The organism is Acidovorax sp. (genome assembly GCF_046314175.1).
GTDB lineage: Bacteria > Pseudomonadota > Gammaproteobacteria > Burkholderiales > Burkholderiaceae_C > Acidovorax.
On the sequence record NZ_JBKBXG010000044.1, the window covers coordinates 1 to 13,407 of the forward strand.

Sequence of the window (13,407 nt, forward strand, 5' to 3'; positions counted from 1 at the left end):
CAAATTTTGGTGGAGGTAAACGGGATCGAACCGATGACCTCTTGCATGCCATGCAAGCGCTCTCCCAGCTGAGCTATACCCCCCACTGCGTGACAACCTACACACTGTGTTTGTCGTCATCACCTGAGCCTTGAATTATAGACAGGTTTTTAGCGGTTTCGCAAACGCGCTACAACTTTTTCACGTCCTACCAGTTCCAAGACAGCATCCACAGATGGCGTTTGGGCAGTGCCGACGGTCAAAACCCGCGCAGGCATGGCCAGTTGGGGCATCTTGAGCCCCTGGGCTGCGAGTACCTGCTTGAATGCGGCACTGATGGATGCCTTGTCCCACTTACACGCCGCCAAGGTATCAGCCAAGGCATCCAGCGCTGGAGCAACCGCCTCTGTGACGTGCTGGGTGCGCTCTGCCTCTACAGGTGTTACATCGCCATAAAACACCTGCGCCCAGTTCGTCAGAACCACCGTGGTGTCGCAGCGGTCCTTGAACAGCGCACAAATGCGCGGCAGTCGGCCATCGGCGAGTTCTTGTTCGCCCACTCCCCGCTGCTGCAACTGCGGGGCCACCAGCACCGCCAAGGCTTCATCCGGCATCGCCTTAAGGTGTTGGGCATTCACCCAGCGCAACTTGGCCTCGTCGAACTGGGCCGCGCTGCGCCCCAGATGGTCGAGGTTGAACCACTGCAGAAACTGTTCGCGGCTGAAGATTTCGTCATCGCCGTGACTCCAGCCCAGTCGTGCGAGGTAGTTCACCATCGCGTCAGGCAAGTAGCCCTCATCGCGGTACTGCGTGACGGGCTTGGCGCCATTGCGCTTGCTCATCTTCTCGCCCTGCTCATTCAGCACCGTGGGCAGGTGGGCATACACCGGGGGCGCTTCGCCCAGCGCACGAAAGATATTGATCTGGCGCGGTGTGTTGTTCACATGATCGTCACCGCGGATCACGTGGGTGATGGCCATGTCGATATCGTCCACCACCACACAGAAGTTGTAGGTGGGTGTACCGTCTGGGCGCGCAATCACAAGATCGTCAAGTTCATCGTTACTGATTTCGATACGCCCTTTGACCTTGTCGTCCCAGGCCACCACACCGCCTTGCGGGTTCTTGAACCGCAGCACAGGTTGGACACCAGCAGGCACAGGCGGCAGGGTTTTGCCCGCCTCGGGGCGCCAGGTGCCGTCGTAGCGGGGCTTCTCCTTGGCGGCCATCTGCTTTTCGCGCAGAGCGTCCAATTCAACCATGCTCATGTAGCAGGGATACACATGGCCAGCAGCCACCATCTCTGCCAATACCGCCTTATAGCGGTCCATACGTTGCATTTGGTAGAAAGGGCCTTCATCATGGTCCAGACCGAGCCAGGCCATGCCGTCGATGATGACGTCCACCGCCTCCTGGCTGGAGCGCTCCAGGTCGGTGTCTTCGATGCGCAGGATGAAGTCTCCGCCCGTGGCGCGTGCAAAAGCCCATGGGTAAAGCGCCGAGCGAATATTGCCCAGATGAATGAATCCCGTCGGGGATGGCGCAAACCGGGTGCGCACGCGCCCCGTGGTGGGAGTGTTAGTTTCAGTCATATCAATAAGGTCTGGCCCCTCTCGGGGCCAGTTTCAAGATCCGGTCAATTCAAGGTGCGTTGCAAGCCTCGCTGCCCACCGCACTCAAAACAAAAAACTATCCGCCGCGAGTAAAGCGTTCTTCAAGCCTCTTGGGCATTGGGCAGCGCCAAACGGGACGTGTCTTCCTCGTTCTCCTCAACACCCACGCGCCCTTCATTCAGGCTGGCAATGCCTTCAGCGGTGATATCACCCGTCACGTAGACGCCATCAAAGCAGGACGCATCGAACCCGACAATCGCGTTGTTGAGCGCGCCAATCGCCTTCTTCATCCCATCCACATCCTGATAGATGAGCGCGTCGCAGCCAATCGCCTGGCGAATCTCTTCCACGGTGCGGCCATGGGCCACCAGCTCACTGCTGGTGGGCATGTCGATCCCGTACACGTTGGGGTAGCGAACCGGTGGTGCCGCGCTGGCCAGGTACACCTTGCGGGCGCCCGCGTCGCGGGCCATCTGCACAATCTCTCGGCTGGTGGTGCCGCGCACGATGGAGTCGTCCACCAGCAGCACATTGCGACCCTTGAATTCGCTGGCAATCACGTTGAGCTTTTGGCGCACGGACTTCTTACGAACGCCCTGCCCCGGCATGATGAAGGTACGACCCACGTAGCGGTTCTTCACGAAACCTTCGCGGTACGGAATGCCCAGCAGATGCGCCAGCTGCGTGGCACTGGGGCGGCTCGACTCTGGGATGGGGATGATCACGTCGATCTCGTTCGGCGGCACGGTGGATACCACCCGCTTGGCCAAGGCCTCACCCAGGTTCAATCGCGCCTGGTACACAGAGATACCGTCAAGCACCGAGTCTGGCCGAGCCAAATACACGAACTCGAAAATGCACGGATTCAACTGCGGGTTCTCGGCGCACTGGCGTGCATGGACCTTGCCGTCCAGCGTGATGAAGATTGCTTCGCCGGGATCGATATTGCGGTCAAACAAGTGGGCAGTACCTTCCAGCGCCACCGATTCACTGCCCACCATCACCGTGCCGTCCTGGCTGCGCCCCATGGCCAGCGGGCGAATGCCATGCGGGTCGCGAAAGGCCAGCAAGCCATGTCCGGCAATCAATGCGATCACCGCGTACGAGCCTTTGATGCGCTTGTGTACTGCGCGCACCGCGGTAAACACATCTTCAGGCTGCAAAGGCACACCCCGGGTGGATCGCTCCAGCTCGTGTGCGAACACGTTGAGCAACACTTCTGAATCGCTGTCAGTGTTGGTATGGCGATGGTCCGTCTGGAACAGCTCTGTGCGCAACTCGCGGGCGTTGGTCAGGTTGCCGTTATGCACCAGCACGATGCCAAACGGGGCATTGACGTAAAACGGTTGTGCCTCTTCTTCACTGTATGCGTTGCCCGCGGTGGGGTAGCGCACCTGCCCCAGGCCCACATTGCCAGGCAGCGCACGCATATTGCGCGTGCGAAACACGTCACGCACCATGCCCTTGGCTTTGTGCATGAAGAACTTGCGCCCCTGCTGGGTCACGATGCCCGCTGCGTCCTGGCCACGGTGCTGCAAGAGCAGCAAGGCGTCATAAATCAGCTGATTGACGGGCGCTGGACTGACGACGCCGACGATTCCACACATAGTTGTATTCCATCCGTTTGCGGGAACATCCCCGCGGCAACCACACGGCAGCAGCTTCTGGCCACTGCCACATCGCTATCAAGAAGGCAGATGCCTACCAAATTCTTCCGGCAACGCCGGTTTCAAGCCCCTGAGCATCTCTGAGAGCGCCGGGGCACCCTGTGATTCCTGCCACCAAACGGCTTCGCGCATGGGGGTTATGCCCACCACCACCGCAACGGCCAGTAGCAACACCACGCCACGCAACACCCCGAATGCGGCCCCCAGCGTGCGATCTGCAGGACGAAGGCCGATGGCATCCACAAGTTTCTTGCCCAACCAGGCAAAAAATCCGCACACAAACACCGAACCCACAAACACAACAACAAAACCGGCCGCATACCGCAGCGACCCTGCCGATTCGCCCATCGGCAGCAACTCTGCCATGTCGGCAGCGAACCACTGCGCCACAAAAAAAGACACCACCCAACCGGCCACCGACAGCACTTCGTACACCAGACCGCGCCACGCACCGATCAGCATGGACGCGAGCAACACTGCCACAAAAACCCAGTCCAGCGCAGCCATGGTGAAAGACAACGTCCGAATACCGCCAGCGCTGTCCGCAATTACAGCGTCAGCACAGACGCTGACAGATCCAGCGCCTTGATGCGTGCTGCTGCCTTGTCTGCCTCTGCGCGGCTATTGAACGGCCCCACACGCACCCGCGTACGCTTGCCTTCTTTAGTGTCCACCACCTGGGTATAGGTTTTAAGCCCCGCGCGTTCGACCTTGGTGCGGGCTTCGCGGGCTTTGTCGGCCTCCGCAAAAGCCCCTACCTGCACGATAAATCGACCTTCTTCTGCGGTGGCGGCAGGCGGCACCTCGGCGGTACGCCCCTCCAGCAGCGCACGGGCGCGAGCTGCGTCATCGGGACGAACGGGTCGAGGCTCCGGGGCCGCAGGTGCGGGTGGCCGCTGCTCTTGTTTTACCTCGGGTTTGGGTGCCGCAGCAGGTGCGGTTGCCACCGTTGGCGAGGGCCTGGATGCGGCGGGTCGTGCGCCTTGCAGCAGCTCTTCGCCGTCTGTAATGCCACTGCCAGCCGGGCTGGCAGTGCGCCCTGGCGCGGGGCGTTGTGCGGCAGACGCTGCAGGCTGCACTGCGGGGGGCTGTGCGACAGGTGCGGGCACAACGAGCGGCGCTACCTTGTTGCGATCCGGGATTTCGATCGGGATATCGACAGGAATGGGCCGCGGCTGTGTGTCGAACAGCAATGGGAATCCCACCACCCCGACCAGAACCAGCACCGCCGCACCAATCAAACGGTGGCGGGCGCGCCGACGCATGACCTCGATGCTCTCGGCCTGCGAGGAGCGCGAGCGCTTGACCGGCTTTTCGGCCTGTTGTTCACTCTGACCGGGCCACCGAAACTTGAAAAATGCCATGGAGTAACGACTCGTGTGGACCTGAGAATCCGCTGGAAAACAGTTCAGTCAGCCCAGATGTTTGGCGTGCAAGCGGGGCGTTCCGTTGATCAGCACGCCGCCCACCGTGTAAAACGAGCCAAAGACCACGATTCTATCAGCGGGGTCTGCAGCGGCCACCGCAGCCTGCAGGGCCTGCATGGGGTCTGCGTGCAAGGTGGATGTGACATCGCGACGGCCACCCGCCACCATGTGGACGGCGTTCCATTTCTGCTGCAGCGCGGCGGCCGTCTCAGCCCGTGGGGTGGGCAGGTTGGTGAAGTACCACCGGTCCACCAACGGCCCTACCTTTGCGAGCATGGGGCCCAGGTCCTTGTCGGCCATGGCGCCAAATACTGCGTGCGTGGTGGGGAAAAACCCCATCGCATCCAGATTGGCGGTAAGTGCCGCTACAGAATGCGGGTTGTGGGCCACGTCCAGCACCAGCGTGGGCTGCCCTGGCACGATCTGAAAGCGCCCGGGCAACTCAACCATGGCCATGCCATTGCGTACGGCCTGGGCAGTCACCGGGAGACGATCGCGCAGCGCTTCGAACGCTGCCAGCACGCCCGATGCGTTGATCAGCTGGTTGGCGCCCCGCAGTGAGGGATAGGCCAGCCCCGCATAGCGGCGCCCCCGCCCTGCCCAGCTCCACTGCTGCTTGTCGCCCGACACATTGAAGTCTTGCCCAAACCGCCACAGGTCGGCACCGATCTCCATGGCGTGATCCACGACGCTCTGTGGCGCCATGGGGTCGCTCACGATCACCGGGCGGCCGGTGCGCATGATGCCGGCCTTTTCGCGGCCAATGCTCTCACGGTCGGGGCCCAGGAACTCGGTGTGATCAATATCGATGCTGGTGATGATGGCGCAGTCGGTGTCAATGATGTTGGTAGCGTCCAGGCGCCCACCCAGGCCCACCTCAAGGATCGCCACATCCAGCAGCGAATGGCTCATCAACCGCAGGATGGCCAGCGTGGTGAACTCAAAGTAAGTGAGCGATATTTCATTGCCATTTTGGGTTCTAGCACTCTCTACAGCTTCAAAGTGCGCTATCAAATCAGCAGCATTTACGATCTCGCCATGCACGCGGCACCGCTCTTCAAAGTGCACCAGATGCGGCGATGTGTAGACCCCCGTGCGATAGCCCGCCTGCAGGGCCACGGCTTCTAGCATGGCGCAGGTCGAACCCTTGCCGTTGGTGCCCGCCACGGTGATCACGGGGCATTCAAAACGCAGCGCCATGCGGCGCGCCACCTCGCTGACCCGGTCGAGGCCCATCTCGATGTTGTGGGGGTGCAGTTGCTCGCAATGACGGAGCCAGCCGTCCAGGGTGTGGGGTTTGGTTTGCATACAGCCCGCCATTGTCGCCCAGCCCAAAGTTCGGTGATGATGCGCGGCATGACAACCTCACTGATCACCATCTATGGCATTCCCAACTGCGACACCGTCAAGAAGTCGCGCGTCTGGTTGACCGAACAGGGCGTGCATTTCCAGTTCCACGACTTCAAGAAGCAGGGCGTGCCCACGGATCGCCTGCCCGGCTGGATGGCCGCTGTGGGTTGGCCCAAACTCGTCAATCGACAGGGAACCACGTGGCGCAAGCTGGACGCGCAAACCCAGGCCTCAGTGGTGGACGACCTCAGTGCCAGTGCCGTCATGCACACACAACCCAGCGTAATAAAACGGCCCATTGTTGAATGGACGGTCGGCGGACAGACACAGATTTCGGTCGGGTTTGCGCCTGAGCAGTGGCAAATCTGGCTGGATTCGCAGAGGAAGGCCTGAAACCAGTCGCGTTTACCGGAGAAACCGCACAAATCTTTACGCAGATTTACGGCTCTCGGGCCCTGAATTCACCGTGCGGGTCTAAACTTTTCTCCAGTCTGGTGCGTTATGTACCGACCCGCAAAGGAGTTTCTCCATGAAAAAGATCGTCATTTTTTCCGCCATCGCTGCTGTCGCCACCTTCGCCAGCGCGCAAGAACAGGGCCGTGTGCTGTCTGCCACGCCCATCGTCCAGCAGGTAGGCACCCCGCAGCAGGTTTGCGGCAATGAAACCGTGTACAGCGGCAACCGCACCAGCGGCGCCGGCGCCGTAGTGGGGGCTATCGCAGGGGGGGCAGCGGGTAATGCCATTGGCAAGGGCAGCGGCCGGGCCGCCGCCACAGCCATCGGGCTCATTGGTGGCGCCGTGATTGGCAACCAGATCGAAGGCGGCCAGCCGCAGTACCAGAACGTACAGCGCTGCACCACAGAGACTTATTACGAAAACCGCACCGTGGGCTACAACGTGGTCTACGAATATGCCGGTCGCCAGTACACCACCCGCACCCAGTACGACCCCGGTCGCTGGATTCCGGTGAGCGTGCAGCCAGCCGGACAGACGTACTCCACACAGCCAGAACCTTACGCGTCGCAGGGTGTGTACAGCCAGCCAGGCGTGGTCACGTCGACCTACCCGCGGCAACCGATCTATCAGCAGCCCATATACCAGCAGCCTACCTACGTGACGCCGCCCGTCACAGTGATCGAATACGGGTACGACAGTGGCCGCCCTTACCCGCACCACCGCAATCCCTACTGGCGCTGAGCCACCAGGAATGACCCAGCCAGCGGCAGGTCGCACCACCAGGAGCCCTTCGGGGCTCTTTTTTACTGGGGCTGCCTCGGTCACTCGCGGTGTGTGTTTGCGCACTCAGGCAGAGTGCCCGGCACCTGCCTCTAAAATCGCGGGTTTCCTCTATACCGAGCAGCACACCCATGACCACCGAAAAAATCGACGGCGTGTCCGTCACCACCCAGGCCAATGTGTACTTTGACGGCAAGTGCGTGAGCCACGGCATCACCTTTGCCGATGGCACGAAGAAGTCGGTGGGCGTTGTGCTGCCCGCGACGCTGACCTTCAACACCGGCGCGCCCGAGATCATGGAATGCGTGGCGGGCTCGTGTGAATACAAGCTCGATGGCACCGACGCCTGGGTCAAGTCGTCGGCGGGTGACAAGTTCAGCGTGCCCGGCAACTCCAAGTTCGACATCCGGGTGACCGAGGCCTATCACTACATCTGCCATTTCGGTTGAGATTGTCAACCGAATTTTGACTGTTTTAGGCCTCTAGCGCTTATCCATCAAGCGCGAGTAGCTATCATTTTTGAAAAGCATTCCATGGCAACCATTCTCCAGAACCTCCCCCTCGGCCAAAAGGTCGGCATCGCGTTTTCCGGCGGCCTGGACACCAGTGCCGCGCTGCACTGGATGAAGCTCAAGGGCGCCATGCCCTACGCCTACACCGCCAACCTGGGCCAGCCCGACGAGCCCGACTATGACGAGATTCCGCGCAAGGCGATGGAATACGGCGCCGAGAAGGCCCGCCTGGTCGACTGCCGCACCCAACTGGCGCATGAAGGCATTGCCGCCCTGCAAGCTGGCGCCTTCCACATCTCCACGGGTGGCCTGACCTACTTCAACACCACGCCCCTGGGCCGCGCCGTGACCGGCACCATGCTGGTGGCTGCGATGAAGGAAGACGACGTCAACATCTGGGGCGACGGATCGACCTTCAAGGGCAACGACATCGAGCGCTTTTACCGCTACGGCCTGCTGACCAACCCGTCGCTCAAGATCTACAAGCCCTGGCTGGACCAGCTGTTCATCGACGAACTGGGCGGCCGCGCCGAAATGTCGGCGTTTATGACACAGCACGGCTTTGGCTACAAGATGAGCGCCGAGAAGGCCTACAGCACCGACAGCAACATGCTCGGCGCCACGCACGAAGCCAAGGACCTGGAGTTTTTGAGCAGCGGCATCCGCATCGTCAATCCCATCATGGGCGTGGCGTTCTGGAAGGAAGAAGTCGCCGTCAAGGCCGAAGAGGTCTCGGTGCGCTTTGAAGAAGGCCAACCGGTGGCGCTGAACGGAATCGAGTTCAACGACCCGGTCGAGCTGATCCTGGAAGCCAACCGCATCGGCGGCCGCCATGGCCTGGGCATGAGCGACCAGATCGAGAACCGCATCATCGAAGCCAAGAGCCGCGGCATCTATGAAGCCCCGGGCCTCGCACTGCTGCACATTGCCTACGAGCGCTTGGTCACCGGCATCCACAACGAAGACACCATCGAGCAGTACCGCATGAACGGCCTCAAGCTGGGCCGCCTGCTGTACCAGGGCCGCTGGTTCGACCCACAGGCCATCATGCTGCGCGAAACCGCCCAGCGCTGGGTGGCCCGCGCCGTGACCGGCACCGTGACGCTGGAACTGCGCCGTGGCAACGACTATTCGCTGCTCAACACCGAGTCTCCCAACCTCACGTACCACCCCGAGCGCCTGTCGATGGAGAAGGTGGAAGACGCGCCGTTCTCGCCGCTGGATCGCATTGGTCAGTTGACCATGCGCAACCTGGACATCGTGGATACGCGCGACAAGCTGGGCGTGTACTCGCGCGCGGGCCTGCTGTCGCTGGGGGGCAATGCCGCACTGGCGCAGTTGGAAAACGATCGCAAGTAGTTTTCCATCAAAAATATGAATGAAATCCGCTCTAGCGCTTATCTATAAAGCGCTAACAGCTATAAAAAAAATGAGCAAAAGCCACCAGAAACGGTGGCTTTTTTCTCGGCTGGCTTTTCTCAACGGAATTGTTCAGCGCCACGCACACGCTGTGGGCCAAACAAACGTCAGCACCCCTCAAAAAAATATCATATAAATCATATTGTCTATATAATATATCATTTAAATCAACTGACAAGGCCACTATGCCACGCCTCATCGCCTCCATCACCCGCCGCGCCTTGATGCTCGGCGCCTCTCTGTGCCTGCTGTCGCCGGTGTGGGCGCTGGATTCCCCTTCAGGTACGCCAGTTCTGACGATTTCCGGCAATGTCGGTGCTAAAAACTTGGCGGGTGCGGCCGTTTTCGACCTGGCCATGCTGGAGGCGCTGCCTCAGAAAAGCTTTGTCACCAAGACTCCCTGGGACAAGCAACCCACCAAGTTCACCGGCCCCTTGCTGCGCGACGTGCTGGCTGCTGCAAAAGCAACGGGCACGACATTGACGGCTTTCGCACTGAATGACTACAAGACCAGCATTCCCGTCGATGATGCGCGGCAATTTGACGTGATCGTTGCGCATCGCATCAACGACCAGCCCATCTCGGTGCGTACAAAGGGCCCGCTGTTCATCATTTATCCGTTTGACTCGGTGCCCGAGCTGAAGGCTTCCAAGTACTACGGTCGTTCGGCATGGCAGCTCAAGTCGCTGTCGGTTGACTGATCTCAGCGATAGCAATGCCAGGCGCCCGCGACACCCAACGCTACCTCCTGTGGCTTGCCTTGGGCACCGTCGTCATGGCGGCCGCCATGGCGGTGTTGCTGGTGTTGCAGTTCACACAACAGCAAGCCATCCGCAAAAGCGCCGACCTGCGCAGCGACTCCATCACGGCCCTCAGCTTTCAGCTGGAGCGGGAGTTTCTGCGGCTTCGTCACGTCATCGACGTGAATGCGCACAGCCCAGGACCTGTCGATATCGACGCGCTGAGGTTACGCAGTGACGTGTTTGCAAGCCGCTTTCAGCTGCTGAAAGACGCGCCCAGCGCCTCGGCACTGCAAGAGCGCAGCGAATACAAAAGCGCCATGCCAAGACTGGAGGCATTGATCGTCCAGATCGACCACGCGATGCTGGCGCCTGCCGTTCCCACGCGCTCTCAGCTGCGGGAGCTGGTGCAAGGGTTCAATACGTTGGGGGCCGACGTGCAGGACCTGACTATGGTGGCCACCCGCCGGACGGCCGAATTGCTGGAACAGCAAGAGTCCACGATGCTCGCGCAAAGCCGCCAGATCATGGCGCTCATCCTTGCGCAACTGGTGTTGCTGCTGACCGCCGCTGCAGCCCTTGCATGGCGCCAGCGGAGGCTGGAGCAGGAAAAGCGGGCGATGCAGCAGCTGACACACAGCCTGCAGGAGGCCAATCTGGCCGCCGAAGCCGCCAATCGCGGAAAGAGCCTGTTCCTTGCGAACATGAGCCACGAGTTGCGGACACCGTTCAACGGGGTCCTCGGCATGCTCAACCTGCTGGAACGCACAGCACTCAGCGGGCTGCAACAGGAGTACGTGAACACGGCACGCGGATCCGCCGACCACCTGCTGTCCTTGCTCAACGACATCCTGGATGTGTCGGCGATGGAGACCGGCAAGATGGGCATCCACCCCGTGCCGATGGACCTTCAGGCCATGCTGGCCAGCATTGAACAGCTGATGCGGCCCGTAGCGCAGCAAAAAGGCCTGCAGCTGCACACGGACGTTGCGGCCGACTTGCCCCAATGGATTCATGCGGACAGCACCCGGCTCAAGCAGATCGTGTTGAACCTGCTGACCAACGCGATCAAGTTCAGCGAGAGCGGCAAAGTCACGCTCCAACTGTCGCGCGACGGCGTGGACTCCGACGCCCCAGGCACAGAAACCTTTCCGCTGCGCCTTGAAGTGCGCGATGAAGGGATTGGCATGGACGCCGACACCCAGGCAAAGCTTTTCAAAAGGTTCACACAGGGGGACGACAGCACGTCCCGCCGTTTCGGCGGTACTGGCCTGGGGCTGGAGATTTCTCGCAATCTCGCACGGCGCATGGGTGGAGACATTTCTGTATCCAGCGTTCCTGGCGTGGGCAGCACCTTCACCGTTGCAATTCCGCTCACGCTGGCGACACCTCCAGTGGCAACAACGGACGGTATTCAAGGGCTGCCCTCGCCTGTCCGCCCTGAAGGGGTGCAGGGGCTGACGGTGCTCATCGCCGACGACCATGTCGTCAACCGCAAGTACATGGGCAGTCTTCTCGAACATATGGGCCACGTTGTGCAGTTCGCTGCCGACGGGGCTCAGGCCTGCGCTGCTGTAGAGCGGTCCAGGCCGGACCTGGTGCTGATGGACCTGCACATGCCCACCATGGACGGGTTTGAGGCGACCCGCACCATCCGCACGCTTTACAGCAGCGACCAGCTACCCATCGTCGCCCTCACAGCGGACGTCTTTGAGGAGACACGCCAAAACGCATCGGACTGTGGCATGAACGGGTTCATCACCAAACCCGTGAACGTAGGCGCGCTGCAGGAATCCCTGACCGGCCTGTTTGGACTGCGTGGCGCCCCGGCGGAAGCGGGCCACCCCCCCCAGAGCGAGGCGACTGCAGCACCGCCCGCACCACCGGTACAGGAGAAGCCCCGCGTCATGCCCCCGCGCCCTGTGCGCAAGCGTTTTCGTCCCGGTGACGTGGCCGCCCATCTGGACATGTCCATGATCGGCGACGTGTGCATTGGTGTGTCTGCTCAGGGCTACCGCTCACTGCTGCACAGCTTCTTCCAGGATGAATCAGGGGCACTGGATGCGCTGCTCGCCGCCATCGACAGTGCGCCCACAGAGCTTCGCGCACCCGCCCACGCCTTCAAGGGCGCAGCCGCCAATCTGGGCTTTCACAAGCTGGCATCCATAGCCCTGACCCTTGAAAAGAACGGCGTTGCGCCTGACGAGACCAGCGCAACGCGCAGCGAACTGCTGGATGCGTGGACCATGGCACATGCCCTGTGCCAGAGGATGGGGTTGACGGACGTAGCGGCCGTCCACGAACGGCACGAGGTCGCTCAAGCCAGCAGGTAGTGAGCAGGCGGGTGGCGCGCAGCGTCAGACGGACATCAGTGCCTGGATATCAGACCACCACCGGCTCGGGCTCCAGCCGGATGCCAAAGCGCTCGTACACGCTGGTCTGGATGGCCTTGGCCAGCGTCATCACCTCGCCGCCCGTCACGCTGTCACCGCCCCGCCCCCGGTTGACCAGCACCAGGGCCTGTTTTTCATATACCCCGGCCTTGCCAATCGATTTCCCCTTCCAGCCGCAGGCATCGATCAACCAGCCCGCAGCCAGCTTGATACTGCCGTCGGGCATGGGGTAATGCACGATGTTGGGCTCGCGCGCGATGATGTCGGCGCACTGGTCGGGCGACACCGTGGGGTTCTTGAAGAAGCTGCCCGCATTACCCACGACGGCCGGGTCGGGCAGCTTGGCGCGGCGGATGTCGCAGATCCAGTCAAAGATCTGCTGGGCGCTGGGGTGCTCCACGCCCGACTCGGCGCGGCGGCGCTCCAGGTCCAGGTAGCCCAGCACGGGCTTCCAGGGCTTGGGCAGCAAAAATCGCACATGGGAGATGACCGCCCTGCCCGCCAGCCCCATGCCGCGGGGCAATCCGCTGTCGTCCAACGACTCAGAGGGCGCGTGCTTGAAGACGGAATCGCGGTAGCCAAAGCCGCATTGCGCAGCATCCAGGCTGAACGGCTGCCCGGTCGCCAGATCGATGGCATCGAGCGACTCAAACCGGTCCTGCAGCTCCACGCCGTACGCACCAATGTTCTGCACGGGCGAGGCGCCCACTGTGCCCGGGATGAGCGCCAGGTTCTCCAGCCCGGGGAACCCGTGCGCCAGTGTCCAGGCCACCGCGTCGTTCCAGACCTCGCCCGCCCCCGCTTCCACGATCCAGGCCTTGGGGGTTTCTTCGACCAGCCGCAGGCCCTTGATCTCCATCTTGAGCACCACGGGCTTCACATCACCGGTCAGGATGATGTTGCTGCCACCGCCCAGCACAAACTTGGGCGCTGGGGCCAGCTCCGTATCGGCCAGAATGGCCTGAAGATCAGACACAGAGCGCACACGCACCAGGGTTTGGGCGCGCGCAGCGATGCCAAAGGTGTTCCAGGGCTGTAAAGGGGCGTTTTTCTCGACTACCATTGGTCCG

The 13,407-nt window shown here is 61.5% G+C and carries 12 protein-coding genes and 1 tRNA gene; 6 read left to right on the forward strand and 7 right to left on the reverse strand.

Going from position 1 to position 13,407, the window contains the following annotated elements:
* Positions 1 to 7: 7 nt before the first annotated feature.
* The 6 genes from ACK4OE_RS13905 to folC form a co-directional block, all read right to left on the reverse strand.
* Positions 8 to 83: transfer RNA gene (locus ACK4OE_RS13905), tRNA-Ala, on the reverse strand.
* 66 nt (positions 84 to 149) lie between these two features.
* On the reverse strand, positions 150 to 1,571 hold the full coding sequence (gene gltX / locus ACK4OE_RS13910) for a glutamate--tRNA ligase (RefSeq protein WP_409885402.1): 1,422 nt from the start codon (positions 1,569 to 1,571) through the stop codon (positions 150 to 152).
* A 122-nt stretch (positions 1,572 to 1,693) separates the two neighbouring features.
* Positions 1,694 to 3,199 carry an amidophosphoribosyltransferase gene (gene purF, locus ACK4OE_RS13915; protein WP_409885403.1) on the reverse strand — a complete coding sequence of 502 codons (1,506 nt, stop codon included), beginning with the start codon at positions 3,197 to 3,199 and terminating at the stop codon, positions 1,694 to 1,696.
* A gap of 78 nt (positions 3,200 to 3,277) precedes the next feature.
* Entirely contained in the window at positions 3,278 to 3,766 is a 489-nt protein-coding gene (locus ACK4OE_RS13920) for a CvpA family protein (protein ID WP_409885440.1), read from the reverse strand.
* Between the two features lie 41 nt (positions 3,767 to 3,807).
* On the reverse strand, positions 3,808 to 4,623 hold the full coding sequence (locus ACK4OE_RS13925; protein ID WP_409885404.1) for an SPOR domain-containing protein: 816 nt from the start codon (positions 4,621 to 4,623) through the stop codon (positions 3,808 to 3,810).
* 48 nt (positions 4,624 to 4,671) lie between these two features.
* Entirely contained in the window at positions 4,672 to 5,994 is a 1,323-nt protein-coding gene (folC, locus tag ACK4OE_RS13930) for a bifunctional tetrahydrofolate synthase/dihydrofolate synthase (protein ID WP_409885405.1), read from the reverse strand.
* A 48-nt stretch (positions 5,995 to 6,042) separates the two neighbouring features.
* Here folC and ACK4OE_RS13935 point away from each other — a divergent pair, with 48 nt between their 5' ends.
* The 6 genes from ACK4OE_RS13935 to ACK4OE_RS13960 all read left to right on the forward strand — a co-directional run bounded on the left by ACK4OE_RS13935 (position 6,043) and on the right by ACK4OE_RS13960 (position 12,277).
* Positions 6,043 to 6,429 (forward strand): arsenate reductase, encoded by a 387-nt coding sequence (locus ACK4OE_RS13935; protein WP_409885406.1) that lies wholly within the window; start codon positions 6,043 to 6,045, stop codon positions 6,427 to 6,429.
* A gap of 136 nt (positions 6,430 to 6,565) precedes the next feature.
* Positions 6,566 to 7,234: a glycine zipper 2TM domain-containing protein gene (locus ACK4OE_RS13940; protein ID WP_409885407.1), complete on the forward strand. Its 669-nt coding sequence runs from the start codon at positions 6,566 to 6,568 to the stop codon at positions 7,232 to 7,234.
* 170 nt (positions 7,235 to 7,404) lie between these two features.
* Entirely contained in the window at positions 7,405 to 7,722 is a 318-nt protein-coding gene (locus ACK4OE_RS13945) for a pyrimidine/purine nucleoside phosphorylase (RefSeq protein ID WP_121506085.1), read from the forward strand.
* Between the two features lie 84 nt (positions 7,723 to 7,806).
* A complete protein-coding gene (gene argG / locus ACK4OE_RS13950) occupies positions 7,807 to 9,144 on the forward strand; it encodes an argininosuccinate synthase (RefSeq protein ID WP_409885408.1) in 1,338 nt (445 codons plus the stop codon).
* 245 nt (positions 9,145 to 9,389) lie between these two features.
* Positions 9,390 to 9,905: a molybdopterin-dependent oxidoreductase gene (locus ACK4OE_RS13955; RefSeq protein ID WP_409885409.1), complete on the forward strand. Its 516-nt coding sequence runs from the start codon at positions 9,390 to 9,392 to the stop codon at positions 9,903 to 9,905.
* A gap of 14 nt (positions 9,906 to 9,919) precedes the next feature.
* A complete protein-coding gene (locus ACK4OE_RS13960; protein ID WP_409885410.1) occupies positions 9,920 to 12,277 on the forward strand; it encodes an ATP-binding protein in 2,358 nt (785 codons plus the stop codon).
* Between the two features lie 49 nt (positions 12,278 to 12,326).
* On the opposite strand, the gene murB is transcribed toward ACK4OE_RS13960, so the two are convergent.
* The gene (gene murB / locus ACK4OE_RS13965; RefSeq protein ID WP_409885411.1) at positions 12,327 to 13,400 is read right to left on the reverse strand and encodes a UDP-N-acetylmuramate dehydrogenase; all 1,074 of its coding nucleotides are present in this window, start codon (positions 13,398 to 13,400) and stop codon (positions 12,327 to 12,329) included.
* Positions 13,401 to 13,407: the final 7 nt, after the last annotated feature.

Coding starts and splice junctions, on each gene's coding strand:
- gltX (WP_409885402.1), bottom strand. CDS start 1,571: ATGACTGAAACTAACACTCCCACCACGGGGCGCGTGCGCACCCGGTTT.
- purF (WP_409885403.1), bottom strand. CDS start 3,199: ATGTGTGGAATCGTCGGCGTCGTCAGTCCAGCGCCCGTCAATCAGCTG.
- ACK4OE_RS13920 (WP_409885440.1), bottom strand. CDS start 3,766: ATGGCTGCGCTGGACTGGGTTTTTGTGGCAGTGTTGCTCGCGTCCATG.
- ACK4OE_RS13925 (WP_409885404.1), bottom strand. CDS start 4,623: ATGGCATTTTTCAAGTTTCGGTGGCCCGGTCAGAGTGAACAACAGGCC.
- folC (WP_409885405.1), bottom strand. CDS start 5,994: ATGCAAACCAAACCCCACACCCTGGACGGCTGGCTCCGTCATTGCGAG.
- ACK4OE_RS13935 (WP_409885406.1), top strand. CDS start 6,043: ATGACAACCTCACTGATCACCATCTATGGCATTCCCAACTGCGACACC.
- ACK4OE_RS13940 (WP_409885407.1), top strand. CDS start 6,566: ATGAAAAAGATCGTCATTTTTTCCGCCATCGCTGCTGTCGCCACCTTC.
- ACK4OE_RS13945 (WP_121506085.1), top strand. CDS start 7,405: ATGACCACCGAAAAAATCGACGGCGTGTCCGTCACCACCCAGGCCAAT.
- argG (WP_409885408.1), top strand. CDS start 7,807: ATGGCAACCATTCTCCAGAACCTCCCCCTCGGCCAAAAGGTCGGCATC.
- ACK4OE_RS13955 (WP_409885409.1), top strand. CDS start 9,390: ATGCCACGCCTCATCGCCTCCATCACCCGCCGCGCCTTGATGCTCGGC.
- ACK4OE_RS13960 (WP_409885410.1), top strand. CDS start 9,920: ATGCCAGGCGCCCGCGACACCCAACGCTACCTCCTGTGGCTTGCCTTG.
- murB (WP_409885411.1), bottom strand. CDS start 13,400: ATGGTAGTCGAGAAAAACGCCCCTTTACAGCCCTGGAACACCTTTGGC.